This is a genomic window from Mesorhizobium sp. B2-8-5 (assembly GCF_006440675.2).
Taxonomy (GTDB): domain Bacteria; phylum Pseudomonadota; class Alphaproteobacteria; order Rhizobiales; family Rhizobiaceae; genus Mesorhizobium.
The window spans coordinates 4,536,243-4,559,865 of record NZ_CP083951.1 but is presented as its reverse complement, the minus strand read 5'-3'; the positions used below and the strand labels follow the sequence as shown (position 1 = coordinate 4,559,865).

Genomic DNA, 23,623 nt, shown 5'->3' with positions numbered 1-23,623 from the left:
GGGAAAGCAAGCCATGTCAAACGCAGCGGCAGCCTCCAGCAAATTCGAATCCTTCTTCGAGACCACGCTTGCCGACGCCGATCCGGAAATCTTCGGCGCCATCCGCAACGAGCTTGGCCGCCAGCGCCACGAGATCGAGCTGATCGCGTCGGAAAACATCGTTTCGCGCGCCGTGCTCGAAGCTCAGGGCTCGATCATGACCAACAAATATGCCGAGGGTTATCCGGGCAAGCGTTACTATGGCGGCTGCCAGTTCGTCGACGTGGCCGAGGAACTGGCCATCGAGCGCGCGAAAAAGCTTTTTGGCTGTAACTTCGCCAACGTTCAGCCGAACTCGGGCAGTCAGATGAACCAGGCCGTGTTCCTGGCGCTGTTGCAGCCCGGCGACACCTTCATGGGCCTCGACCTGAATTCGGGCGGCCATCTCACCCACGGCTCTCCGGTCAACATGAGCGGCAAGTGGTTCAAGGTCGTCTCCTATGGCGTGCGCAAGGAAGACCATTTGCTCGACATGGACGCGATCGAGAAGACCGCGCATGAGACGAAGCCGAAGCTGATCCTGGCCGGCGGCACCGCCTATTCGCGCATCTGGGACTGGAAGCGTTTCCGCGAGATCGCCGATTCGATCGGCGCCTATCTGATGGTCGACATGGCGCATATCGCCGGCCTCGTCGCCGGCGGCATGCATCCGTCGCCGTTGCCTCATGCCCATGTCGTGACCACGACGACCCACAAATCGCTGCGCGGTCCGCGCGGCGGCATGATCCTGTGCAACGACGAGGACATCGCCAAGAAGATGAATTCGGCGGTGTTTCCGGGCTTGCAGGGCGGCCCGCTGATGCATGTCATCGCCGCCAAGGCGGTGGCGCTCGGCGAGGCGCTGAAGCCGAGCTTCAAGGCCTATGCCGAAAGCATCGTCGCCAATGCCAAGGCGCTGGCGTCCAGCCTGCAGGAGACGGGCCTCGATATCGTCTCCGGCGGTACCGACAACCATTTGATGCTGGTCGACCTTCGGCCGAAGAACGCCACCGGCAAGCGCGCGGAAGCCGCCCTCGGCCGCGCCAACATCACCTGCAACAAGAACGGCATCCCGTTCGATCCGGAAAAGCCGTTCGTGACGTCGGGCGTACGCCTCGGCACGCCGGCCGGCACCACGCGCGGCTTCGGCCAGGCCGAATTCCGCGAGATCGGCAAGCTGATCGCCGAGGTGCTGGACGGGCTGAAGGTGGCGAATTCCGACGACGGCAATGCGGCCGTCGAGGCCGCCGTCAAAGCCAAGGTGACGGCGTTGACCGACCGCTTCCCGCTCTACCCCTATCTCGGCTGATCCACGCTCGGTTGCCCTCCGTCGGTTGACCGCGCGACATACGTCATCTTTTATCCTTGCGCTTCGCGCCGCTCCTTGATCGGGCGGCGCGGCTTACCGGAGACCTGATGATGCGCACTTTCCGTCTTGCCACCCTGGCCCTGTCTGGCTCGTTGGCCGTTTTCGCCCTGTCCGGCGCGGTTGCGCAGGAGCAGGCGCAGCCCGGCTCCGACATGCCGGCCACCAATACCTTCGGCAAGTGGACCACCATCATCGATACGCTCGATACCGGGCAGGATGCGCACAAGACCTGCGCCGCCTCGACTGCATTCGTCGACGGCGACGGCAATGCCGGATCCCTGACGCTGTCGATCTCGACCGGCGATGCGCTGCCGCCGGACGCGTATCCGGCCATCATGTTCATCATCGACAACGGCAACCTGCCGACCGGCGACAAGATCGCCGCGACCTTCGGCGACCCTGGCGTGAAGGTCGCTGCGACCGTGACCTCCAACGGCGCCGCCGGTGGTCGTCCCAGCTGGATGGTCGACAACCAGGCCAAGGCCAGCCTCGCCCTGTTGCGCGCCATGCGCAAGGTCACCTCGCTCGATGTCACCTTCGGCAAACAGAAGGTCACCAGCATCCCGATGGACGGCTTCACCAAGGCCTATCGCAACCTAGGCGCATCCTGCGGGTTTCCGACCAAGGATGTTGCGCCCTGACGCCTGTCGGCCAGCGGGGTGGGGCGCTGGCAATCTTGCTTATGCCTCGCTATCTCTGAGGCATGAAAGGCTCTAAGCCTTTCGCCCACAGAATCGCGAACCCAAGGCTCTCCATGCGCTGTCCCTATTGCCAGTCCGAAGATACGCAGGTGAAGGATTCGCGTCCCGCCGAGGACGGCGCGGCGATCCGCAGGCGGCGGGTGTGCCCCGATTGCGGCGGCCGTTTCACGACTTTCGAGCGCGTCCAACTGCGCGACCTTGTCGTCGTCAAGAAGTCCGGCCGCAAGGTGCCTTTCGACCGTGACAAGCTGCTGCGCTCCGTCGAGATCGCCGTGCGCAAGCGCAATGTCGACCCCGAGCGCATCGACCGCGCGGTCACCGGCATCGTGCGCCAGCTCGAAAGCTCCGGCGAAACCGAGGTTGCTTCGGGCGAAGTCGGCCGGCTGGTCATGGATGCGCTGAAATCGCTGGATGACGTCGCCTATGTCCGCTTCGCCTCGGTCTATCGCAATTTCCGCGAGGCCAAGGATTTTCACGAGCTGCTGGGCGAATTGAAGGGCGACGAGGAAAAAACTGAAGAGGACGCCGGCTGATCATGGCGGGACCGCGACTGGACGAGGCCGCGCAGGCGGCCCTTGATCGCCGTTTCATGGCCGCGGCCATCAGGTTGTCGCGCCGCAATGCCGGCCGCACCTCGACCAACCCTTCCGTCGGCACCATCATCGTGCGCGACGACGGCGCCGGCCCGATGATCGTCGGTACCGGCGTGACGGCCGTCGGCGGCCGCCCGCATGCCGAGACCGAAGCGCTGGCCGAGGCCGGCGAACTCGCGCGTGGTGCTACGGCTTACGTGACTTTGGAGCCTTGCGCCCACCACGGCCGCACGCCGCCTTGCGCCAACGCGCTGGTCAATGCCGGCGTCGCGCGCGTCGTCGGCGCGGCGAGCGATCCCGATCCGCGCGTCTCCGGCAAGGGCTACGCCATCCTGCGCGCCGCCGGCGTCGAGGTGATGGAGAAAGTGCTGGCCGCCGAGGCCGCCGAGCAGATGGCCGGCTATCTGACTCGTTCTCTGAAAAAACGCCCGGAAGTAACTCTGAAGCTTGCGCTTTCGAGTGACGGCAAGATCGGCCGCAAAGGCGCGGGCCAGGTCGCCATCACCGGCGAGATCGCGCGGCGCGACGTCTATCTGATGCGCGCCGAGTCCGACGCCATCCTGGTCGGCATCGGCACCGCTCTCGAGGACGACCCGGCGCTGACCGTGCGCCTTCCGGGACTGGAGAACCGCTCGCCGGCGCGCATCATCCTCGATCGGCAGATCCGGCTGCCGGAGACATCCAAGCTGGTATCCGGCGTCGACCGCGTGCCGCTCTATATCGCCGCCTGTCTGGAAGCCGACCCGCACCGGCGGGCGGCGCTCGAACGCGCGGGCGTGCGCTTCATCGGCACCGAAACCCACAATGGCGTGGTCGCCTTGCCGGAATTGCTGGAAGACCTTGCCGCGCTTGGCATGGCAAGCGTTTTGGTCGAAGGCGGCGCCAAGGTAGCCAAGGCCTTCATCGAGGAAGACCTGGTAGACCGCATCGTCCTGTTCCAGGGACCTGAGGCGATCGGCAAAGACGGTATTGCATCGCCTATCGACGCCGACCATATCCCGGCAGGTTTTCTCAAGCTGCGTGATATGCGCTTCGGCGAAGACAGTTACGCCGAGTGGGTAAGACCATGATCCCAAAAAGTGGGAACCGGTTTTTGGGTTAGATCATGGTCAAAATGAAAGACGCTCTCTGATGTTTACTGGGATTGTGACTGACGTTGGCACTGTCGCTACCGTGAAGCCGCTGGCCGAAGGCGTTGGGCTGCGCATAGACACCACCTATGATCCCGAAACCATCGCCATCGGCGCCTCCATCTCCTGCGGCGGCGTTTGCCTGACGGTTACGGCGCTCCCCGAGCATGGTTCCAACGCGCGCTGGTTCGAAGTCGAGGCCTGGGAGGAGGCGCTGAGGCTCACCACGGCTTCAAGCTGGAAATCCGGCACCCGGATCAATCTGGAACGGGCGCTGAAGATCGGCGATGAGCTCGGCGGCCACATCGTTTCCGGCCATGTCGACGGCACGGCCGAGATCGTCGAGCGCAAGGAGGAGGGCGATGCCGTGCGCTTCACGCTGGAAGCGCCGCGGCATCTGGCGAAGTTCATCGCGCCGAAAGGGTCGGTCGCGCTCGACGGCACCTCGCTCACCGTCAACAAGGTCGAAGGCACCCGCTTCGACGTGCTGCTCATCCATCATTCGCTGAGCGTCACCACCTGGGGCCAACGCCAGGCCGGCGACTGCGTCAATCTCGAGATCGACACCATGGCCCGCTATGCCGCGCGCCTGGCGGAGGCGGCGAAAGAGGGGCTTTGACTAAAGTCGTGAGGCCGCGCCGTTCAACACTGCGTCCCGCTTCACTTCTGCTCGCGCCCCTCGTAAGCTTTTCACCTGTCCGGAGGGGAAAGCCATGACCAACCCGTCGCAACAAGTCATGAGGCTGGGTTTCGGATTTGCCGTGTCACAGGCGCTGCGCGTCGTCATCGAACTCGGCATTCCCGATCTTCTGGCTTCCGGCGAGCAGTCAGTTGAAGATTTGGCGGCCGCCACGAAGACGGATGCGGAATCGCTCTATCGCGTCATGCGGCTTCTGGCGCCGGAGGGGGTCTTCACTGAAGTTCGCCCTCGTCATTTTACCTTGATGGAGGTGGGAGCGGCGCTTCGTTCCGATCGACCCGGACCACGCGACTTCATCCGGATGGTCAACAGCGAGGCCTATCTTGCGTTCGAGCAGCTTCTGCATTCCGTCCGCACCGGAAAGCCGGCCTTCGACAAGGTGTTCGGAAGTCCGAGGTTCGATTGGCTTTCGGCCCATCCGGAACAGGCTGCCCTGTTTCAGCGAGCTATGATTGCCCAGGGCCAAGGCAGCAACGAGGCGGTCGCCGACGCCTATGATTTCAGCCGATATACGCGGGTCGTCGATGTCGGCGGCGGGCATGGACAGCTTCTCTCGGCCATCCTTGCCCGCAATCCCCATTTGAGCGGGGTTCTTCTCGATCTCGCCTCCGGAGTGGCGGCGGCGCGCCAGGAGGCCGGGAGCGATCCGTCGCGCACCGACTTCGTCGTCGGCGACTTCTTCGACAGCGTCCCCGTCGGCGACGTCTATGTAATCAAGAAGGTGATCCACGATTGGGACGATGAACGCGCCGAGTTGATCTTGCGCCGTTGCCGCGAGGCAATGCAAACGCATGGCAGGGTGCTTGTGGCCGAGACGCTCGTCCCTGCGGGCGACGAACCAGCCCAGATCAAGGCCATCGATGTGGTGATGCTCGCGGTCACCGGCGGCCTTGAGCGGACCGAGGCGCAATACGCCAGGCTGTTCGAGGCCGCAGGGCTGAAGCTCGAGCGAGTGATCGACACCACCGCGCCGATCTCGATCCTTGAGGCTTCGCCTGCCTAGCCAAACAAAGTACCGAAACATCGCGCTGCCCCGGGATCTGAATCCTTCGAGAGATACAGCGTTGGTGTCGGTCCGCCAATCTTCCGCTTGCGATAAACCCGGCTTCGGCCTAAGTCACCGGCAACCCCCCGGAGACTTTTATGGCAGGCACATCCCAACACGGCAAAGCGTTCATTCGCCCGAAGGCGAAGGCGCATCTGCTCATTGTCGAAGCGCGCTTTCACGACGATCTCGCCGACGCGCTGCTCGAAGGTGCGACCGGCGCGCTCGACGAGGCTGGCGCCACATATGACGTCGTCACGGTTCCTGGCTCGCTCGAAATACCCGCTGTCATCACCTTCGCGCTCGATGGCGCGGCCGAAGGCGGCACGCATTACGACGGTTTTGTCGCGCTAGGAACCGTCGTCCGCGGCGACACCTACCATTTCGACATCGTCGCCAATGAATCGAGCCGCGCGCTCATGGACCTTTCGGTGCAGGAGGCGATCGCGATCGGCAATGGCATTCTGACCACAGAAAACGACGCGCAGGCATGGGCGCGTGCGCGAAAGACGGAAGGCGACAAGGGCGGCTTCGCCGCGCGCGCGGCGCTGACCATGATCGCGCTCAAAGAGAAATTCGGAGCCCAATCGTGACCGAGCCCGCCTCGACCGGAGCGGTACGCCACGCCAACAAGCGCGGCGCCGCCCGTCTTGCCGCCGTCCAGGCGCTCTATCAGATGGATGTGGCCGGCAGCGGCGTTTTCGAGATCACGGCCGAATACGAGACCTTCCGCCTCGGCAAGGAAGTCGATGGCGCGCTCTATCGCGAGGCCGACGCGCAATGGTTCCGCGCCATCCTGATCGGCGTCGTCGAGAACCAGAAGACCATCGACCCCGTCATCCGCCAGGCGCTGACCGAGGATTGGCCGCTGTCGCGGCTGGATTCGACGCTGCGCGCCATTCTGCGCGCCGGCGTCTATGAATTGATGAAGCGCGAGGATGTGCCGGTGGCCGTCATCGTCTCCGAATATGTCGACATCGCCAAGGCGTTCTACGAGGAAGACGAGCCGAAGCTGGTCAACGCCGTTCTTGATCGCGTCTCGCGCCGGGTTCGCGGCGAGGGGCGTGACAAGGACGCTTCGTGACAGCCGCAACGGCCGGGGTCGCCGAGGCCGGCAGGGAAGGGCGTCGCACGGCGGTGCTGCTTGCCGCCGCGCAGGCGATCGTCGGTTCGGCCGCGCCGATCGCCATTTCGCTCGGCGCGCTGGCCGGACAATATCTGCTCGGTGCCGACAAATCCCTGGCCACCGCGCCGGTCACCGGCTTCAACATCGGCGTGGCGCTCGGCGCCTTGCCAGCCGCCGCCATCATCCGCAGCCTCGGCCATCGCGGCGGCTTCATGATCGGCACCATCGTCACCGCGCTCGGCGGCCTGATCGCGGCGCTCGCGCTCTATCAGGCGAGCTTCTGGCTGTTCGCCTTCGGCCTCTGCGTCATCGGTGTCGGCGGCGCCTTCGTCCAGCAGTTCCGTTTCGCCGCCGCCGACAACGCGCCACCCGAATTCAAGGCGCGTGCCATCTCCTTCGTGCTGGCGGGCGGCATCATCACCGCCATCCTCGGGCCGCAGATCGTCATCTACACACGCGAATTGCTCGCCCCGGTGATGTTTGCGGGATCCTTCGCCTCGATCCTGCCCCTGGCGGCGGCCGGCGCGCTCATCCTGTCGTTCCTGCGGGTTTCCTCGCGGACCGACGCCGTCTCTGAAACCGCTGCAAGCGACGCCCGCCCGCTGATCGAAATCGTCACCCAGCCGCGTTTCGTCGCCGCGTTGTTCTGCACCGTCGGCAGCTACGCGCTGATGAGCTTCGTCATGACCGGCGCGCCGCTCGCCATGGTCGGCTGCGGCCTATCGGAAGACAATGCGACGCTTGGCATTTCCTGGCATGTCATGGCGATGTTCGGGCCGAGCTTCTTCACCGGTTCGCTGATCCACCGCTTCGGCGCCGAACGCATCGTCGCGACTGGTCTTATCCTGCTGATCGGCTGCGGCGCCGTGGCGCTTTCCGGCTTGGCGCTGTGGCAGTTCTGGACGGCACTGATCCTGCTTGGCCTCGGCTGGAACTTCGGTTTCATCGGCGCGACCGCCATGGTCGCGGCCAGCTACCGGCCTTCAGAAAAGAGCAAGGTCCAGGGTTTCCATGATTTTGTCCTGTTCGGCTCCGTCGCCTTTGCCTCGCTGATGTCGGGCGCGATCTACAACGCCTGGGGCTGGACCATGCTGAACTGGATCGTTTTCCCGGTCGTAGTGCTTTGCTTCCTGGCGCTTGGCACGCTCAAGCTGCAGGGCTTGCGTGCCGCCAACTGACATTACGCTGTCGGGACCGGGCCGGGCACCGGCCTCGCGCGGGGAACAAAAATATTGCGCTGATCCCCCTACTTATGAAACCGTGTACCCCGACTGGCCGTTATAGCCGTGCTCATATGCGGCCACCGGATCCTCGGTTCATAGCAAGGGATTTCACAATGTTTTCAATCGGAAAGCTCGCCGTAGCTGCCATCGCGCTCGGCCTTGCCACCGCCTCGGCCAACGCCCAGGTAGTCGTCTCCTCGAAGATCGACACGGAAGGCGGGGTGCTGGGCAACATCATCCAGCTCGTGCTCAACGCCAACAACATCAAGACGACGGACCGCATCCAGCTCGGCGCGACGCCGGTGGTGCGCAAGGCGATCACCGCCGGCGAGATCGACATCTATCCCGAATATACCGGCAATGCGGCCTTCTTCTTCCAGAAGGCCGATGATCCGGTCTGGAAGGATGCCGCCAAGGCGTACGAAACCGCCAAGAAGCTGGACTACGACGCCAACAAGATCGTCTGGCTGTCGCCGTCGCCGGCCAACAACACCTGGGCGATCGCGCTGCGCAAGGAAGTGGCCGACGAGAACAAGCTCGTCACCTTGACGGACTTCGGCAAATACGTCGCGGGCGGCGGCAAGGTGGTGCTCGCGGCTTCGGCCGAGTTCGTCAATTCGGCCGCAGCGCTTCCGGCCTTCCAGACGACCTATGGCTTCACGCTGAAGCCCGACCAGTTGATCACTCTCTCCGGCGGCGATACCGCGGCGACGATCGCAGCCGCCGCCAACCAGACCAACGGCGCCAACGCCGCCATGGTCTATGGCACCGATGGCGGCATCCAGCCCTCCGGCCTCGTCGTGCTCGAGGACGATAAGGGCGTTCAGCCCGTCTACCAGCCGGCGCCGATCATCCGCGAAGAGGTCTTGAAGCAGCACCCGGAAATCGAGGCGCTGCTGAAGCCGGTCTTCGCCAAGCTCGACCTCGTCACGCTGCAGGAGCTTAACGGCCGCGTGCAACTGGGCGGCGAGCCAGCGAAGGGCGTGGCGGAGGACTTTTTGAAGAAGAACGGGTTCTTGAAATAGATCGCGGCATAACAAGTGCGGGCTGGAGAGGTGCGGTTGGCGGAACTGCTGTTCTCCCGCCGGCTTTCGCCAACCGCCAAGACCGCAAGGGGGAGGCCATGACCCTGCGTTTCGACAAGCTCGGCGTGGTCATCGCCGCGATCGTCGCCTACGCCGCTTTCCTGGCCCCCTTTGCCACGTTCCGCGCCAACCGCATCGTACCCGGGCAGGCGCGTTCGATCCTCGAGTCGTTGCCGCCCACGCTTGGCATGCTGTTGCTGGCGATAGTGATCGCGGCCGCCATCGTCGCCTTGCTGCGGACGCCGCTCACCCTAAGGCTGGCCGCCAGCATCGTGGCGCTCGCCGCACTCGCCGTCCTCATCGGCGTCGCCGGCGGTTTCCTGACACCGGCCGGCAACACGTTCGCCCGCATCGCCCCGGCGTCCGGTTTCTGGCTGCTGATCTTTGCCTTCACTCTGCTCCTCGCCGATGTGCTGACCAGGCTGAACCTTTCGCCCTGGTCACGCGTCGGCGTGCTCGTGCTTGCAGCGCTTGCCATCGCCGTGCTGCTCGTCTCGGGAAGCTGGGACAGCCTTTCCATCCTCAAGGAATATGCCGGCCGCGCCGACAGTTTCTGGGCCGAAGCCTCCAAGCACGTCACGCTGGCGCTTGGCTCGCTGGCCGGCGCGGTGATCGTCGGCATACCGCTCGGCATCTTTTGCCATCGCGTCGAGAAACTGCGGGCAGGCGTGCTGAATGTGCTCAACATCATCCAGACTATTCCGTCGATCGCGCTCTTCGGCCTGCTGATCGCTCCGCTCGGCTGGGTTGCCGTGCACGTGCCGGGAGCCGCCGCGGTCGGCATCAGGGGCATCGGCACCGCGCCGGCCTTTGTCGCGCTCTTCCTCTATTCCTTGCTGCCGGTGGTGGCCAACACCGTGGTTGGGCTGGCTGGCGTACCCCGCGCGGCCAATGACGCCGCGCGCGGCATGGGTATGACCGACCGCCAGCGCCTGTTCGATGTCGAGTTCCCGCTCGCCTTTCCGGTGATCCTGACCGGTATTCGTATCGTGCTGGTGCAGAATATCGGCCTCGCCACGATCGCCGCGCTGATCGGCGGCGGCGGCTTCGGCGTATTTGTTTTCCAGGGCGTCGGCCAGACGGCGATGGACCTCGTGCTGCTCGGCGCGCTGCCCACCGTGGCGCTGGCTTTTGCCGCGGCCATTATCCTCGACGCGGTCATCGAAATGGCCGCCACCAGGCGCAGGGCAGTTGAAACGGCATGATCGAGATCGAAGGCATCACCAAGCGCTATGACCAAACGACGGTGGTCGACAATGTTTCGATGATCATCGAACCCCGAACCATCGCCACCATTGTCGGCACGTCGGGATCCGGCAAGACGACGCTGCTCAGGATGATCAACCGGCTGGTCGAGCCGACCTCCGGGGTCATCAAGCTCGACGGCGCCGACAACCGCTCCGTGCCCGGCTATCAGCTGCGCCGCAGCATCGGCTACGCCATCCAGGGTCACGGCCTGTTTCCGCATCGCACGGTGGCGCAGAACATCGCCACCGTGCCGCTGCTGCTCGGCTGGGACAGGGACCGCATCAAGGCGCGCGTCGACGAGTTGATGACACTCTACCAGCTCGATCCCCAGGCCTATGGACCGCGCTATCCGCACGAGCTTTCCGGCGGCCAGCAGCAGCGCGTCGGCGTCGCCCGCGCTTTGGCCGCCGAGCCCAACGTGCTTTTGATGGACGAGCCCTTCGGCGCGCTCGACCCGATCATCCGCACCAAGGCGCAAGAGGATCTGCTGGCGATCCAGAAGCGTTTCGGCACCACCATCATCCTCGTCACCCACGACATGGAAGAGGCTGTGCACTTGGGCGACAAGATCGCCGTCATGGATGCCGGCAAGCTGGTGCAATACGCCAAGCCGGCAGAAATCCTGGCGAGGCCCGCAAGCGATTTCGTCGAGACACTGGTCGGCGCCAGCGAAAGGCCGTTCCGTCTGCTGTCGCTGGGGCCTGTGCGCGATGCCGTGGAGCCGGGCGGCGCCGAAGGCGAGGCGATCCCAGGCGAAGCTACGCAGCGCGACGCGCTGGCCGAGCTGTTGTGGTCGGGCCGCCCTGCGCTGCCGGTGAAGGGCGCCGACGGCAAGCTCATTGGCCGCGTCACCATCGAATGCTTGGTGAAGCGCGCGGCGAGGCCGCAATGAAAGCCTGGCTGCCCGCGCTGCTGAGGCTGGCCGTTCTGGTGGTGCTGGTGGTCTTCATCACCAGCCCCAACTGGTTCGAGCCGCTGCTGAAGCCCCTGACCGAGAATGGCGCGCCGGCAATCTACAACCAAGGCAGCCTGCTGTCGCTGACCTTGCAGCATCTGCGGATCGTCCTGGTCGCGACGGTGGCCGCGACGATCGTCGCCGTGGCGCTCGCCATCCTGGTCACCAGGCCGGCCGGCGCCGAGTTCCTGCCCTTGTCGCGCAGCCTGGTCAATATCGGCCAGACCTTTCCGCCGGTTGCCGTGCTGGCGCTCGCCGTGCCGGCCGTCGGTTTCGGCGAAAAGCCGACGCTGATCGCGCTCTTCCTCTACGGATTGCTGCCGATCTTCGAAAACGCGCTGACGGCGCTCACCACGTTGCCCGGCAACGTCATGGAAGCGGCGCGTGGCGCCGGCATGACCGGTTGGCAAAGGCTGATGAAGGTCGAGCTGCCGCTGAGCGCCCCGGTGATCCTCGGCGGCATCCGGCTCTCGGTCGTCATCAGCCTCGCCACCGCGACCATCGGATCGACCGTTGCCGCCAAGACGCTTGGCGAGGTGATCATCGCCGGCCTGATCTCGAACAACCTTGCCTTCGTGCTGCAGGGCGGCCTGATCGTCGCGGCGCTTGCCGTGCTGATCTATGACGGCCTGTCGGCGGTCGAACGCTACGCCGCGCGACGCATGGGGCAGGGGGCGGAATAACGCTACGTCTGAGGATTGGCGAATGTGCCCCAGCGTCATTTCAATCGATCTAATTCCAGGCTTGCGCTGGCACAACAATTCCCGCCCTCTTCTTTTGGGCGAAAGCCGGGCAAAAACCGAACAATATCTTGACGTTCCAAGCCCTGTTTCGCATACACCCCAGCCAAGGGGTGGAATCCGTGCGCGGCATCCATCTCCGTTCCAACGGCCCAGGGAGGGGTTCTTTTGGGCCAACAATCGAGGAAAATCCGGCAATGACCATCATTACCGCCGTCATCGCCTGCGGCTTGCTGTCAGTTCTGTACGCCATCTGGGCGACACGTTCGGTCCTTGCGTCCGATCAGGGCAATCAGCGCATGCAGGAAATCTCCGCCGCCATCCGCGAAGGCGCCCAGGCCTATCTGGCGCGCCAGTACACGACCATCGCGGTCGTCGGTATCGTCGTTCTCCTGCTTGCCTGGTGGCTGCTTTCGATCACCGCCGCTATCGGCTTCCTGATCGGCGCGGTGCTCTCGGGTGCCGCCGGCTTCATCGGCATGCATGTCTCGGTGCGCGCCAATGTGCGGACCGCGCAAGCCGCTTCGAACAGCCTTGCTGCCGGCCTCGACATCGCCTTCAAGTCGGGCGCCATCACCGGCATGCTGGTGGCGGGTCTGGCGCTGCTGGGCGTCTCGATCTACTACGCCATATTGACTGGCCCGATGGGCCTGCAGCCGAATGACCGCGTCGTCGTCGACTCGCTGGTTTCGCTCGGCTTCGGCGCTTCGCTGATCTCGATCTTCGCCCGTCTCGGCGGCGGCATCTTCACCAAGGGTGCGGACGTCGGCGGCGACCTCGTCGGCAAGGTCGAGGCCGGCATTCCGGAAGACGATCCGCGCAACCCGGCCACCATCGCCGACAACGTGGGCGATAATGTCGGCGACTGCGCCGGCATGGCCGCCGACCTGTTCGAAACCTATGCGGTGACCGTCGTCGCCACCATGGTGCTCGCCGCCATCTTCTTCGGCGGCACGGCCGCGCTGGGTGCGTCGATGCTCTATCCGCTCGCCATCTGCGGCGCCTGCATCCTGACCTCTATCGTCGGCACCTTCTTCGTCAAGCTTGGGTCGAACGGCTCGATCATGGGCGCCCTCTACAAGGGCCTGATCGTCACCGGGCTCTTGTCGATCGTCGGTCTCGCCATCGCCACTTCGGCCACCGTCGGCTGGGGCGAGGTCGGCAATGTCGCCGGCATCGCCATCACCGGCAAGAACCTGTTCACTTGTGGCCTCATCGGCCTCCTGGTGACCGGCCTCATCGTGGTGATCACCGAATACTACACTGGTACCAACAAGCGCCCGGTGAACTCGATCGCCCAGGCTTCCGTGACCGGCCACGGCACCAACGTCATCCAGGGCCTCGCGGTCTCGCTGGAATCGACCGCGCTGCCTGCCATCGTCATCGTCGGCGGCATCATCGCCACCTACCAGCTCGGCGGCCTCTTCGGCACCGCGATCGCCGTCACCACCATGCTCGGCCTTGCCGGCATGATCGTGGCGCTCGACGCCTTCGGCCCTGTTACCGACAATGCCGGCGGCATTGCCGAAATGGCCGGCCTGCCCAAGGAGGTGCGCCACTCCACCGACGCGCTCGACGCTGTCGGCAACACCACCAAGGCCGTCACCAAGGGCTATGCCATCGGCTCCGCCGGCCTCGGCGCGCTGGTGCTGTTCGCGGCCTATTCGAACGACCTGAAATTCTTTGCCGCCAATGGCGACAAGTATCCTTACTTCCAGGGCATGGGCGAGGTCTCCTTCGACCTCTCCAATCCGTATGTCGTCGCCGGCCTGATCTTCGGCGGCCTGATCCCCTACCTCTTCGGCGGCATCGCGATGACCGCCGTCGGTCGCGCCGCGGGCTCCATCGTCGAGGAAGTGCGCAAGCAGTTCCGCGAGGACAAGGGCATCATGGCCGGCACCTCGAAGCCGAACTATGCGCGCGCCGTCGACATCCTGACCAGGGCGGCGATCCGGGAAATGATCATCCCGTCGCTGCTGCCCGTGCTGGCGCCGCTCGTCGTCTATTTCGGCGTGCTGCTGATCTCGGGCTCCAAGGCCTCGGCCTTCGCGGCGCTCGGCGCCTCGCTGCTCGGCGTCATCGTCAATGGCCTCTTCGTCGCCATCTCGATGACCTCCGGCGGCGGCGCCTGGGACAACGCCAAGAAGTCGTTCGAGGACGGCTTCACCGACAAGGACGGCGTCAAGCACCTGAAGGGCTCCGAGGCGCATAAGGCATCGGTCACCGGCGACACCGTCGGCGATCCCTACAAGGACACCGCCGGCCCGGCCGTCAACCCGGCGATCAAGATCACCAACATCGTCGCGCTGCTCCTGCTCGCCGTGCTCGCGCACGGCTGATCGCGGCGGCTATTCCATGACAAAGCCCGCGGGAGCGATCCCGCGGGCTTTGTCTTTCGGCATGACATCCTTCATGCTTTCCGCCCCGGGGGGCACTCAGCCGGCCTCTGGCCTTTCGCTGTCATGGCGATAGCGGGCCAGCAACGCTTCGGCATCCGGTTCGCGTTCGGGCATTGGCGGTAAGCCGCGAGTCTGGCGCAGCATGGCAATGAACGCGCCGTGGCGAAATTGGCGGCGGAAGGAACGCGCTCGCGGATGTATGCCGAGGGCAGCCAGCAGCCTGCGTTTGAGGTAGCGGAAGCGCTTGAGGGGAGCCGGTTCCTCGGCGTTGCCAAGAATCCTGACGCGCAACGCGTCTGGCGAACTCATCGCGTTCATCAGTTCTTCCTGCTCCTGCGCCGTATCACGCGCATAGCTGCCTTCGCGCTTGCCCGAATGCAGCATGAGCACGGTCAGATGCGGCATTGTCGCAATCACCGCACCGTTGCGCCATGCACGGAACAGCCAGTCCTGGGAACTCTCGCAGACGCACTGGCTGGCCGGGCGCCATGGCCCAAGCCTTGGCAGAGACGTTCTCCGGACCATTTGCGCGGAGCCGAAGCCGACTGTGGTGACCGGGTCATAGAAGCCGTGCCGCCCCGTCCCGAGGATCATATGCCTGGAACCTTTGCTCGCGGCCGACTCGATGACCGCACCCCGGGCGATCACCACATCGGCGCCGGTGGCGTCGATCCAGCCGCTCATGGACGTCAGATGGTCGGGAAACCATAGGTCGTCATGGTTCAATATGGCAACGAAACGGCCGCGTGCTCTGGCAAAGCCGATATTGTTAGGCCCCGACTGCTCGCCGAAGTTCACGGGAAGATCGATATAGGAGATGCGGGCGTCGCCGAAAGCGGCAACCGTTGTCGCGGTGTCCGGCCGGCACGCATCACCAATCACCATGGCTTCCCAGTCCTGCAGGGTCTGGCCAACGAGGCTCTTCAGCGTTTGATGCAGCACCGCCGGACGATTGTGCGTCGCTATCACGACCGAGACCAGCGGTTCGATCGGTCCGATCGCCGCGCCTTGACCGGCCTGTTCCACGCTACACCAGCTTGTAGGGGATCTGTTCGGTGTCCGGCGGCAGGCGCCAATGGTCGGGCGCGTCATAGGCGTAGGCCTTGTCGACGAGGTTGAGCACCAAAGCAGTCTCCGCTCCGAGCGCGACGACACCGTGCCAGACGCCGGGCGGAATGATGACGATAGCGGGCCTGACCGCTCCGACAATCTTGTGCCAAACCGTGCCGAACGTCGGCGAGGCCTTGCGACCGTCGAACAGCGAGATTCGAACGCTGCCCACCGAGCAAAAAAGCCGGTCGGTTGTGACGCCATGGGCATGCCATCCCGTCACCGCGCCGGGATAAAGCGTGCGCTGAAACACCTGTCCGACCGGAAGTCCGTCGAGATCCCATTCCTCGCGAAAAACCTCGGTGAGGTAGCCGGTCGAAGTCGCGACAGGTCGGATTTCCTTGAGCGCGACGCCGTCGATTGTCGGCGCTTCGACGACAAGCCAGTCAGGTGTCACGGTTTGCCGGTCAGGCGTGCCTGTCGCCATCCAACCTTGCGGCACAGTACGATCGCTGTTGCTCATGACCGGTCCCAATCCCCAGCAAATTGATAGGGGGACGCCGGAATATAAGCAAGTATGCGTCTTGGCCGCACCTAAACAAAACCCCGCCGGCTAGGCGGCGGGTTTGATTGTTCTGCAGGCCGTCGATAGACTTAAGGCGTACCGCCGCTGCCGCCGCCGGGGATGCCGGGCGCCAGCTTGCTGGCGCCGCTGATGATCTGGCTGAGGAAGTTCTGGTCCTTGCCGCCGGTCGGCGTCGTCCTCGAGATGAAGTCGAAGATCTTGCCGTCCTTGAGGCCGTAGTTGGCGATCTGGGTAACGCGGCCGTCGGCGCCGAAATAGACCGCCAGCACATGCTGGTCGATGATGCGGGGATTGTCGAAGGCGACATAGCGCTTGCGCGTTTGCGAGATGTAGTAGAAGGCCTCGTTGTCGAAGGTCGCCGTCGTCGACGGCGTGCCCAGCGCCAAAAGCACCTGCTCGCGGCTCGACCCGACCGGCACCGAATCGATCGCCTGCTGGTCGATGACGTAGCCTTTCGTCAGCGTTTCGCTCGGATGGAGATCGCCGAACATCTTGGACGAATTGCAGGCGGAAAGCGCTGACACCACTACCAGCAGCGAAGCCACGCCCAACGGGGCGGGCGCAAAGAACGACTTGAATTTCAGCGCACCCAACAACAATTCTCCATCACATCCCCGCAACTTGCGCTGGGCCGCAAAACCGGTAAACCAGCTTGCATGCCGATGCAACAAGGCCAAATCAAACAACAGGTCCCCAGGAGACCGCCCTCAATGTTCCAGCGCCTTTTTGGCCGCGAACGCAATGCCAACCGCGCTATCACCGACGCGCTCTACGCACGAATCGTGGCGGCGGCGCGGCAAGCGGTGTTTTATTCCGACTGGAATGTGCCCGATACGCCGCTCGGCCGCTTCGAGATGCTGTCGCTGCACATGTATCTCGTCCAACACCGGCTGCGTGGCGAGCAAGGTGTGGCCGCCGAAGTCGCGCAAGTGCTGATCGACGAGTTCTTCCTCGATGTCGAGCATTCGCTGCGCGAACTTGGCATCAGCGATGTCGGCGTGCCCAAGCGCATGAAGAAGCTGGCAAAGATGTTTTACGGCCGTACGGCCGCTTATGACGACGCGCTCAAGGAAGACGACCGGGTGGCGCTTGCGGCGGCGCTCGCCCGCAACGTCAGGCCGGACTCCGGCCCCTGGCCGCAGGCGCCGCTGCTGGCGGACTATGTCTGCGAGGCTAGCCAGAAGCTTGCCGCGCAGCCGACCGAATCGATCGTCGCCGGCATCGCCGCGTTCCCGTCCGCCGGGGCCGCGTGAAGGAGGCCGGGATGAAAGACGACGAATTGCGCAGCCCTGTATCCTTTGTCGCCAATGTCGCACGGCTGCCGCAAAAGGGCCTGCCTGTCCTGGTCGAGGCCGATGAGCGCCAGCGCGAGGCGCTTGCCGCCGAATACGAACTGCTTTCGGTCGAAAACTATCGCGCCGAACTGCTTGTGGCCTCCTGGAAGCGCAATGGCGTCAAGGTCACCGGTCGCGTCGAGGCCGACATCACGCAGGCCTGCATCGTCACGCTCGATCCGGTCACCGCGCATATCGACGAGCCCGTCGAGGCGCTGTTTCTGCCCGAGCAGTCGAAGCTTGGGCGCGAGGGTTTCGAGGGCGGCGGCGAGATGATCCTCGACGCCGACGGACCGGACAGTCCGGAAATATTTTCCGGCGACACCATCGATGTCGGCGCGCTGGCCGAACAGTTTTTCGGCCTGGCGATCGACCCCTATCCGCGCAAGCCGGGAGCCTCGCTCGACGTCGCCGGCGACGATCAATCCGAAGAAAGCGAATTCCAGAAAAAGCTGCGTTCGCTGCTCGGAAAATCCTGAGAGTGGTCCGGATTTTGGAAAAGTTGGTTGTGCCTAGGCGCAAAACCGCTATTTTCGCCGAACCTTCGCGAGCCCCCTTACCCTGGCAGGCGTCAGCCGCAAGCCAGGCAACCCGTGAGAAAAGCACTACGTGATCAGGATTTCCATCGATGCCATGGGCGGCGATCACGGACCGAGCGTGGTCATCCCGGCGCTGATGACGGTCGCCATCCGCCGCCCTGACATCCGCTTCGTCATCTATGGCCGCGAGGACGTGGTGCGTCCCGAACTCGCCAAGTTCCCGAAACTCGCCGAGATAAGCGAGTTCGTCCATTGCGAGATCGCGGTGCGCATGGACGACAAGCCGAGCCAGGCGCTGCGCCATGGCCGCTGGAAGTCGTCGATGTGGAAGGCCGTCGAAGCGGTCAAGAACGGCGGCGCGCAGGCCTGCATCTCGGCCGGTAACACCGGCGCGCTGATGGCGATGTCGAAATTCTGCCTGCGCACCATGGCCACCATCGACCGCCCGGCGATCGCGGCGCTCTGGCCGACGACGCGCGGCGAAAGCGTGGTGCTCGATGTCGGCGCCACCATCGGCGCGGATGCGCACCAGCTTATCGATTTCGCCATTCTGGGCACCGGTATGGCGCGCTCGGTGTTCGGCATCGAGCGGCCGAGCGTCGGCCTGCTCAATGTCGGCGTCGAGGAGATCAAGGGCCAGGAAGAAGTCAAGGAAGCCGGCCGCATGCTGCGCGAGGCCAACATGGCCTCGATGAATTATCGCGGCTTCGTCGAGGGCGACGATATCGGCAAGGGCACGGTCGACGTGGTGGTTACCGAGGGTTTTGCCGGCAACATCGCGCTCAAGACCGCCGAGGGCACCGCAAGGCAGATCGCCGGCTATCTGCGCGCCGCCATGAGCCGCACGTTCATGGCCAAGATCGGCTATGTCTTCGCCAAGGGCGCCTTCGACAGGCTGCGCGAGAAGATGGATGTCGGGCGCTCCAACGGCGGCGTCTTCCTGGGATTGAACGGCATCGTGGTGAAGAGCCATGGCGGCGCCGATTCGGACGGCTTCGCTGCCGCCGTCGAACTCGGCTACGACATGGTGCGCAACAATCTGCTTGACCGGATCGAGGCCGACCTCGATCTGTTCCATGCGCGCAATCCGACCGCGCAGGCAAACAGGAAATCCGGCGTCGCCGACGCCGAGGAATAGGACAGAGCCTTGATCAGATCAGTCGTGCGCGGCAACGGTGCCGCGCTGCCCCGCCGCATCATGAAGAATGCCGACTTCGAAGGCATGGTCGAAACCTCGGACGAGTGGATCGTTCAGCGCACCGGCATTCGCCAACGCCACGTCGCGGCCGACGACGAGACGACAGCCTCGCTTGGCGAGGCGGCGGCGCGCGCGGCGCTGGACAGCGCCGGCATGACGCCCGCCGATATCGACCTCATCATCCTGGCGACCTCGACGCCCAACAACACGTTCCCGGCGACCGCTGTCGAAATCCAGAACCGGCTCGGCATGCATCATGGCTTTGCCTTCGATATGCAGGCCGTCTGCTCGGGCTTCGTTTATGCGGTCGCCACCGCCGACCTTTATATCCGGGGCGGCCTGGCCAAACGCGTCCTGGTGATCGGTTCGGAAACATTCTCGCGCATCCTCGACTGGAGCGACCGCTCGACCTGCGTGCTGTTCGGCGACGGCGCCGGCGCGCTGGTTCTGGAAGCGGCAGACGGAGCGGGCGCGATTACCGATCGCGGCGTGCTGGCGGCGAGCCTGCGTTCGGATGGCGTGCACAAGGACAAGCTCTTCGTCGACGGCGGTCCTTCTACCACGGGAACCGTCGGTCATCTGAGGATGGAAGGCCGTGAAGTGTTCAAGCATGCCGTCGGCATGATCACCGATGTCATCGAGGCGACCTTCAGCGAGGCCGGCATAACAGCCGAGGACCTCGACTGGTTCGTGCCGCATCAGGCCAATAAACGGATTATTGACGCTTCCGCCAAGAAGCTCGGGATTGCCGAGCAGAAAGTGGTGGTCACCGTCGATTTACACGGTAACACCTCGGCTGCCTCGGTGCCGCTCGCTTTGTCGGTGGCCGTCGCGGATGGCCGCATCAAGAAGGGCGACCTTGTGCTTCTCGAGGCGATGGGTGGAGGTTTCACCTGGGGCGCGGTATTGCTCCGCTGGTAAGTGCCGAACTCGCCGGTTCGGTTCTTGACCTTGCCGGATCAATTACTTAGGCTCTGCCTTTACCTGTATCGATTTACGTTTTTGCGAGCAGATGGGACGGTCGCATGGGGGGAAAGACACTTACGCGTGCCGACCTTGCTGAAGCCGTTTACCGGAAGGTTGGCTTGTCGCGAACTGAATCGGCGGAGCTCGTCGAGGCTGTCCTCGATGAGATCTGCGAGGCAATCGTCCGCGGCGAGACGGTGAAGCTGTCGTCCTTCGCCACCTTCCATGTCCGTTCCAAGAACGAGCGCATCGGCCGCAACCCCAAGACGGGCGAGGAAGTGCCGATCCTGCCGCGCCGGGTGATGACGTTCAAATCGTCGAACGTGCTCAAGAGCCGGATCCTGCGCTCGCATCAGAACAGCAAGGGCAAGGGCGGCAAATAGTTTGCTGGCGAATGCGGTTGAAAACCGCCGGCCATTTTGACGTCGGGCTTGAATATCGTTTCATAAATCGCTGAAATAAGGCACGATTCGGCATCATGAGCCGGATCGCGGTCCAGTGTGGAGGATTGGCCCATGGACAAGAGCCCCGACGCTTTCCGCACCATCAGTGAAGTCGCGGAAGATCTCGATCTGCCGCAGCATGTGCTGCGGTTCTGGGAGACGCGCTTCACCCAGATCAAGCCGATGAAGCGTGGCGGCGGCCGGCGCTACTACCGGCCGCAGGATGTCGAGCTGATCAAGGGCATCAGGCATATGCTCTACGATCAGGGCTATACGATCAAAGGCGTGCAGAAACTGTTGCGCGAAAACGGCAACCATTTCCTGGTCGCCATCGGCAATGGCGACATGGCCGCCGTGGAGGCGATCGCTCAGCGCCGCCAGGCCGAGCAGGTGCCGCTGACGGCGGCCGCGCAGCCGCGCGGCGACGAAGACGCGCTGGTCGGCCAACCGAAGGTGAAGCCCAGCCGCCGTTTCTTCGGCCTCGGCAAGAGCGACGACGAAGGTCCGGTACAGCCAGACGCCTCGAAATTGTCGCGTGACAATCGCGCCTTGCTGCAGGAGGCGCTGTTCGACTTGCTGGAATGCAAGCGCCTGCTCGACCAGGTTCGTTGAACGGTCGTCATTCGACTTGATGCCGCGCGCTCGGCCTGCCGGAACTGGCTCTGCGTCCATGCGTTAGGCCTTCTCGAAGAGAAGGACAAAAAGCATGGCACCGTTTTCGACCCTCTCCGACGTTGATATCGACAAGCAGGTCGCGGCGCTTTCGCGACAATTGCACGATCTCAAGAAGGTTTTGGCCAGGCGCGGCGACGCCTATTACGAGGATGGCCGCGAGGCGGCGTCCGACTATTATTCGCAACTTGCCGATCGCCTCCACGAGGCGCTGCCGGCAATAAGGCGCAGGGGCAGGGCTATTGAGCGTACGGCGCGAGATCATCCGGCGACGGCCGCCGCCGTCGGGCTGGTCGTGGTCGGATTGCTTGCCGGCCTTCTTATCAGCCGGCGCTGATCGATCGACGCGATATGAACAGAAATGGCGGCCGTCCTCGACGGCCGCCATTTCCGTGCCATTTGGCTACAGCGATCAGTTCGCGAGCTTGAGCCGCGTCTTCGGATCGACCTTCATGACCTGACTGCACTTGCCGTAGACGGTGCCGTTCTTGTCGGTGGCATCGGTATAGGTGCCTTTGCAATCCAGCTGCAGCACCAGGCACGAGCCATGGCCCTTACAGACCGCGCCGCCGTCGCCGGTTGGATGGGTGCCGGCAAAGGCCGGAGCCGGGACCGAGCCGAAAGCCGAAAAGACGAGAGCCGCGGCGAGGCTGATACGCTTGAAGTTGGTCATTTGAGCATTTCCTTCCATTGGTTGTTGGGATCGCCGTCCTGGCGTCCCGTTGGGTTGAGGAGCACCTTCGCGGTGCCCATGACCGCTTAGTGCTGGCCCCAATGGAAAGGTTCATATGCCGCGCGATTTTTTTCGTTTGGCCGGCGACGTCTGTGTCAGCCGTCAAACTTATCGGTGCCCCGCATCACGCCACCGGCAATTCGGGGCAGGCGGCGCGGATAATACGCTTTCGCCGCCAGCTTGTCGGTCGGCGTCACGAACCGCGGATTGCGGTCGACGATCTTTCGCCACAGCGTCAGTTCGTTATAGCGCGTCGGGGCGGCGGGATTTGGCCGATAGCCGAGCTTCATGGCGAAGCGGGCAACGAGGGCCGGATGGCGAAGCGTGACGACGGCACGGGCGACCGCCAGTAGCAGGCGGTGTCTGGCCGAAAGATCAGCGCAGGCCCCATTAGACGCAGTCCGGAGTGCGGTTCGGCATCACCGGATGTTTAAGCCGAAGAGTCCGATGGGAAGACTGGTCCGCTCTGGCGGCGAAGGCCTGCCTTCCCATCGGCAGAAGGGAAGGATCAGGCCTTCTTCGGAGCCATCGTCTTGTGGTGGTGATGATGGTGGTGGTGATGGCGGTGATGATGCCTGTGGTGATGACGATGATGGTGATGCTTCTTCATCGGAGCCGCGTCGGCGCTGGTGGCGCCGAGGATCGGCATGGTGAACGCCAGGGCCAGAGCCAGCCCGAGCGCGGAGAGGAGGGACTTCTTCATGACTTCGTTTCCTTTTTACGCGGGCCTTCCGAGATTCACCGGAGCAAATCGGTGACCCAAGCCTCGCGATAGGGACTATCCTCCTGGTTTTTTTCGACAATTTTTCCCAAATGTAGATTTTTGTTTCTGGATTGTTTCTGGGGACCCTCTTGCGCCGCGCGCCCGCCCTGGCCTACGAGGATTGCGCGCTCCTTGGAAATCCAAGGATGCGGCTGCCTGGCCTCACATAGGCGGCGCGATGCCGTGATTCCCGACCACGACCCGGTTGGCCACGAGCTTGCCGTCGCCGCCGCGCTCGGCGTTGACGAACACCGCGATGCCCGGCGTGAGATCCGCCGGCGTGGCGGCGGCGAATGTCACGATCGGTGTCGTCTGCGGAATCGCGATCTGCTTCTTCTGGCCGTTGTCATAGGTGAGCGTGACCGTGCGGCCTTCGATCTCGGTGACGTCGGCGACGGTGCCGTTGGTCATGCGGCTGTTGGGCTGCAGATCCCAGTCGCGGTCGCCTTCGCCCGTGCCCTTCAGGGCCGCCGGGAAGACCACGACTTCCAGCGCGCCGCTGCCGCCATCGGCCTTGGAAATCGAGGCGATGCCAAGAAAATCGCCTTGCTTGATATCGGCTGCCGATGCCTTGGCGACGCCCGAGATCTTCCAGCCGTCGGCAAGCGCGATCGCATCGGTCTTGCCGTCGCGGTCCTTCACCGTGAGCGTCGATCCGGCAACGCCGACGACGGTGCCTCGAACGCGTGTGGCGTACGCCGCCTGCGCTTCCGTCGCGCCGACGACGCTTGAGATGGCGCCAAGCAAAATTGCGAACGATTTCAAATTCATGGCATTCGATCCTTCCGTGAAACGCCCGGCGCGCGGGTTTGGCTGCCGGTGACGGTGAGCTAACGAATCGAGGCGTCGAAAATGCCGGCGAATCCGGTCGAGGATCTTCAAAAGAACTTGATTGAGCGCCGAGCGGCCTTACATCTACGGGGCCCGAGGCATTCGGCCAAAACGCAGCTTCACGATGGCGTGACGCCGTATGGGTGCTCTTGGCAAATCATTTGTTAACGAGCATT

The 23,623-nt window shown here is 63.9% G+C and carries 28 protein-coding genes; 21 read left to right on the top strand and 7 right to left on the bottom strand.

Going from position 1 to position 23,623, the window contains the following annotated elements; all coding sequences use genetic code 11:
• Window positions 1–13 precede the first annotated feature (13 nt).
• From glyA to FJ430_RS22230, 14 genes are all read left to right on the top strand, one after another.
• Complete coding sequence (gene glyA, locus FJ430_RS22295; RefSeq protein ID WP_140707501.1) at window positions 14–1,327, top strand: serine hydroxymethyltransferase; 1,314 nt, start codon at window positions 14–16, stop codon at window positions 1,325–1,327.
• A gap of 110 nt (window positions 1,328–1,437) precedes the next feature.
• Entirely contained in the window at window positions 1,438–2,028 is a 591-nt protein-coding gene (locus FJ430_RS22290; protein ID WP_140707665.1) for a hypothetical protein, read from the top strand.
• Between the two features lie 113 nt (window positions 2,029–2,141).
• Complete coding sequence (gene nrdR, locus FJ430_RS22285) at window positions 2,142–2,621, top strand: transcriptional regulator NrdR (protein ID WP_027167964.1); 480 nt, start codon at window positions 2,142–2,144, stop codon at window positions 2,619–2,621.
• A 2-nt stretch (window positions 2,622–2,623) separates the two neighbouring features.
• Window positions 2,624–3,751, top strand: coding sequence for a bifunctional diaminohydroxyphosphoribosylaminopyrimidine deaminase/5-amino-6-(5-phosphoribosylamino)uracil reductase RibD (gene ribD / locus FJ430_RS22280; RefSeq protein WP_181175482.1), 1,128 nt, complete (start codon window positions 2,624–2,626; stop codon window positions 3,749–3,751).
• A gap of 61 nt (window positions 3,752–3,812) precedes the next feature.
• Window positions 3,813–4,430, top strand: a complete 618-nt coding sequence (locus FJ430_RS22275) for a riboflavin synthase (RefSeq protein ID WP_140707503.1) — start codon at window positions 3,813–3,815, stop codon at window positions 4,428–4,430.
• Window positions 4,431–4,524: 94 nt separating this feature from the next.
• Window positions 4,525–5,514, top strand: a complete 990-nt coding sequence (locus tag FJ430_RS22270) for a methyltransferase (protein WP_140659089.1) — start codon at window positions 4,525–4,527, stop codon at window positions 5,512–5,514.
• A gap of 140 nt (window positions 5,515–5,654) precedes the next feature.
• Window positions 5,655–6,149: a 6,7-dimethyl-8-ribityllumazine synthase gene (ribH, locus tag FJ430_RS22265; RefSeq protein ID WP_140641425.1), complete on the top strand. Its 495-nt coding sequence runs from the start codon at window positions 5,655–5,657 to the stop codon at window positions 6,147–6,149.
• Window positions 6,146–6,640, top strand: coding sequence for a transcription antitermination factor NusB (gene nusB / locus FJ430_RS22260; RefSeq protein WP_140707505.1), 495 nt, complete (start codon window positions 6,146–6,148; stop codon window positions 6,638–6,640). Before ribH ends, nusB begins: the two co-directional genes overlap by 4 nt.
• Window positions 6,637–7,860, top strand: coding sequence for an MFS transporter (locus FJ430_RS22255; protein WP_140707507.1), 1,224 nt, complete (start codon window positions 6,637–6,639; stop codon window positions 7,858–7,860). Before nusB ends, FJ430_RS22255 begins: the two co-directional genes overlap by 4 nt.
• A gap of 158 nt (window positions 7,861–8,018) precedes the next feature.
• Window positions 8,019–8,930: an ABC transporter substrate-binding protein gene (locus FJ430_RS22250; protein ID WP_140707509.1), complete on the top strand. Its 912-nt coding sequence runs from the start codon at window positions 8,019–8,021 to the stop codon at window positions 8,928–8,930.
• 98 nt (window positions 8,931–9,028) lie between these two features.
• A complete protein-coding gene (locus FJ430_RS22245) occupies window positions 9,029–10,195 on the top strand; it encodes an ABC transporter permease (protein ID WP_140707511.1) in 1,167 nt (388 codons plus the stop codon).
• A complete protein-coding gene (locus FJ430_RS22240; RefSeq protein ID WP_140641435.1) occupies window positions 10,192–11,130 on the top strand; it encodes an ABC transporter ATP-binding protein in 939 nt (312 codons plus the stop codon). The genes FJ430_RS22245 and FJ430_RS22240 overlap by 4 nt, the downstream gene beginning before the upstream one ends.
• Window positions 11,127–11,876 (top strand): ABC transporter permease, encoded by a 750-nt coding sequence (locus FJ430_RS22235; RefSeq protein WP_140707513.1) that lies wholly within the window; start codon window positions 11,127–11,129, stop codon window positions 11,874–11,876. Before FJ430_RS22240 ends, FJ430_RS22235 begins: the two co-directional genes overlap by 4 nt.
• Window positions 11,877–12,130: 254 nt before the next feature.
• A complete protein-coding gene (locus FJ430_RS22230) occupies window positions 12,131–14,272 on the top strand; it encodes a sodium-translocating pyrophosphatase (RefSeq protein WP_140707515.1) in 2,142 nt (713 codons plus the stop codon).
• Between the two features lie 96 nt (window positions 14,273–14,368).
• Here FJ430_RS22230 and FJ430_RS22225 read toward each other — a convergent pair whose 3' ends face one another.
• The 3 genes from FJ430_RS22225 to FJ430_RS22215 form a co-directional block, all read right to left on the bottom strand.
• A complete protein-coding gene (locus FJ430_RS22225) occupies window positions 14,369–15,358 on the bottom strand; it encodes a glycosyltransferase family 2 protein (RefSeq protein ID WP_140707517.1) in 990 nt (329 codons plus the stop codon).
• Window position 15,359: 1 nt separating this feature from the next.
• Window positions 15,360–15,905, bottom strand: a complete 546-nt coding sequence (locus FJ430_RS22220) for a dTDP-4-dehydrorhamnose 3,5-epimerase family protein (protein WP_226891823.1) — start codon at window positions 15,903–15,905, stop codon at window positions 15,360–15,362.
• Window positions 15,906–16,036: 131 nt separating this feature from the next.
• On the bottom strand, window positions 16,037–16,561 hold the full coding sequence (locus FJ430_RS22215; RefSeq protein WP_140641443.1) for an outer membrane protein assembly factor BamE: 525 nt from the start codon (window positions 16,559–16,561) through the stop codon (window positions 16,037–16,039).
• A gap of 117 nt (window positions 16,562–16,678) precedes the next feature.
• On the opposite strand from FJ430_RS22215, the gene FJ430_RS22210 reads away from it, so the two are divergent.
• The 7 genes from FJ430_RS22210 (at window position 16,679) to FJ430_RS22180 (ending at window position 21,457) form a co-directional block, all read left to right on the top strand.
• On the top strand, window positions 16,679–17,221 hold the full coding sequence (locus FJ430_RS22210) for a ubiquinol-cytochrome C chaperone family protein (protein WP_140658592.1): 543 nt from the start codon (window positions 16,679–16,681) through the stop codon (window positions 17,219–17,221).
• 11 nt (window positions 17,222–17,232) lie between these two features.
• Window positions 17,233–17,781: a YceD family protein gene (locus FJ430_RS22205; protein WP_140658591.1), complete on the top strand. Its 549-nt coding sequence runs from the start codon at window positions 17,233–17,235 to the stop codon at window positions 17,779–17,781.
• Between the two features lie 130 nt (window positions 17,782–17,911).
• Window positions 17,912–18,979, top strand: coding sequence for a phosphate acyltransferase PlsX (plsX, locus tag FJ430_RS22200; protein WP_140707519.1), 1,068 nt, complete (start codon window positions 17,912–17,914; stop codon window positions 18,977–18,979).
• Between the two features lie 9 nt (window positions 18,980–18,988).
• Complete coding sequence (locus FJ430_RS22195; RefSeq protein WP_140707521.1) at window positions 18,989–19,960, top strand: beta-ketoacyl-ACP synthase III; 972 nt, start codon at window positions 18,989–18,991, stop codon at window positions 19,958–19,960.
• A 104-nt stretch (window positions 19,961–20,064) separates the two neighbouring features.
• A complete protein-coding gene (locus FJ430_RS22190) occupies window positions 20,065–20,388 on the top strand; it encodes an integration host factor subunit alpha (RefSeq protein ID WP_023815657.1) in 324 nt (107 codons plus the stop codon).
• A gap of 132 nt (window positions 20,389–20,520) precedes the next feature.
• A complete protein-coding gene (locus FJ430_RS22185; protein WP_042640150.1) occupies window positions 20,521–21,060 on the top strand; it encodes a MerR family transcriptional regulator in 540 nt (179 codons plus the stop codon).
• A 94-nt stretch (window positions 21,061–21,154) separates the two neighbouring features.
• Window positions 21,155–21,457: a DUF883 family protein gene (locus tag FJ430_RS22180; RefSeq protein WP_140658588.1), complete on the top strand. Its 303-nt coding sequence runs from the start codon at window positions 21,155–21,157 to the stop codon at window positions 21,455–21,457.
• 75 nt (window positions 21,458–21,532) lie between these two features.
• Here the strand turns inward: FJ430_RS22180 and FJ430_RS22175 are convergent, their stop codons facing one another.
• From FJ430_RS22175 to FJ430_RS22160, 4 genes are all read right to left on the bottom strand, one after another.
• On the bottom strand, window positions 21,533–21,793 hold the full coding sequence (locus FJ430_RS22175; protein WP_140707523.1) for a hypothetical protein: 261 nt from the start codon (window positions 21,791–21,793) through the stop codon (window positions 21,533–21,535).
• A 155-nt stretch (window positions 21,794–21,948) separates the two neighbouring features.
• The gene (locus tag FJ430_RS22170) at window positions 21,949–22,143 is read right to left on the bottom strand and encodes a hypothetical protein (RefSeq protein WP_140658586.1); all 195 of its coding nucleotides are present in this window, start codon (window positions 22,141–22,143) and stop codon (window positions 21,949–21,951) included.
• Between the two features lie 218 nt (window positions 22,144–22,361).
• Entirely contained in the window at window positions 22,362–22,556 is a 195-nt protein-coding gene (locus tag FJ430_RS22165; RefSeq protein ID WP_140641457.1) for a hypothetical protein, read from the bottom strand.
• A gap of 222 nt (window positions 22,557–22,778) precedes the next feature.
• Window positions 22,779–23,387 carry a hypothetical protein gene (locus FJ430_RS22160; RefSeq protein ID WP_140641459.1) on the bottom strand — a complete coding sequence of 203 codons (609 nt, stop codon included), beginning with the start codon at window positions 23,385–23,387 and terminating at the stop codon, window positions 22,779–22,781.
• Between the last annotated feature and the right edge of the window lie 236 nt (window positions 23,388–23,623).

Coding starts and splice junctions, on each gene's coding strand:
- FJ430_RS22205 (WP_140658591.1), top strand. CDS start 17,233: ATGAAAGACGACGAATTGCGCAGCCCTGTATCCTTTGTCGCCAATGTC.
- FJ430_RS22230 (WP_140707515.1), top strand. CDS start 12,131: ATGACCATCATTACCGCCGTCATCGCCTGCGGCTTGCTGTCAGTTCTG.
- FJ430_RS22250 (WP_140707509.1), top strand. CDS start 8,019: ATGTTTTCAATCGGAAAGCTCGCCGTAGCTGCCATCGCGCTCGGCCTT.
- FJ430_RS22210 (WP_140658592.1), top strand. CDS start 16,679: ATGTTCCAGCGCCTTTTTGGCCGCGAACGCAATGCCAACCGCGCTATC.
- ribD (WP_181175482.1), top strand. CDS start 2,624: ATGGCGGGACCGCGACTGGACGAGGCCGCGCAGGCGGCCCTTGATCGC.
- glyA (WP_140707501.1), top strand. CDS start 14: ATGTCAAACGCAGCGGCAGCCTCCAGCAAATTCGAATCCTTCTTCGAG.
- FJ430_RS22175 (WP_140707523.1), bottom strand. CDS start 21,793: ATGACCAACTTCAAGCGTATCAGCCTCGCCGCGGCTCTCGTCTTTTCG.
- FJ430_RS22240 (WP_140641435.1), top strand. CDS start 10,192: ATGATCGAGATCGAAGGCATCACCAAGCGCTATGACCAAACGACGGTG.
- FJ430_RS22220 (WP_226891823.1), bottom strand. CDS start 15,905: ATGAGCAACAGCGATCGTACTGTGCCGCAAGGTTGGATGGCGACAGGC.
- FJ430_RS22165 (WP_140641457.1), bottom strand. CDS start 22,556: ATGAAGAAGTCCCTCCTCTCCGCGCTCGGGCTGGCTCTGGCCCTGGCG.
- FJ430_RS22245 (WP_140707511.1), top strand. CDS start 9,029: ATGACCCTGCGTTTCGACAAGCTCGGCGTGGTCATCGCCGCGATCGTC.
- FJ430_RS22290 (WP_140707665.1), top strand. CDS start 1,438: ATGCGCACTTTCCGTCTTGCCACCCTGGCCCTGTCTGGCTCGTTGGCC.
- nrdR (WP_027167964.1), top strand. CDS start 2,142: ATGCGCTGTCCCTATTGCCAGTCCGAAGATACGCAGGTGAAGGATTCG.
- FJ430_RS22270 (WP_140659089.1), top strand. CDS start 4,525: ATGACCAACCCGTCGCAACAAGTCATGAGGCTGGGTTTCGGATTTGCC.
- FJ430_RS22275 (WP_140707503.1), top strand. CDS start 3,813: ATGTTTACTGGGATTGTGACTGACGTTGGCACTGTCGCTACCGTGAAG.
- FJ430_RS22185 (WP_042640150.1), top strand. CDS start 20,521: ATGGACAAGAGCCCCGACGCTTTCCGCACCATCAGTGAAGTCGCGGAA.
- FJ430_RS22170 (WP_140658586.1), bottom strand. CDS start 22,143: ATGAAGCTCGGCTATCGGCCAAATCCCGCCGCCCCGACGCGCTATAAC.
- FJ430_RS22190 (WP_023815657.1), top strand. CDS start 20,065: ATGGGGGGAAAGACACTTACGCGTGCCGACCTTGCTGAAGCCGTTTAC.
- FJ430_RS22160 (WP_140641459.1), bottom strand. CDS start 23,387: ATGAATTTGAAATCGTTCGCAATTTTGCTTGGCGCCATCTCAAGCGTC.
- FJ430_RS22235 (WP_140707513.1), top strand. CDS start 11,127: ATGAAAGCCTGGCTGCCCGCGCTGCTGAGGCTGGCCGTTCTGGTGGTG.
- ribH (WP_140641425.1), top strand. CDS start 5,655: ATGGCAGGCACATCCCAACACGGCAAAGCGTTCATTCGCCCGAAGGCG.
- FJ430_RS22180 (WP_140658588.1), top strand. CDS start 21,155: ATGGCACCGTTTTCGACCCTCTCCGACGTTGATATCGACAAGCAGGTC.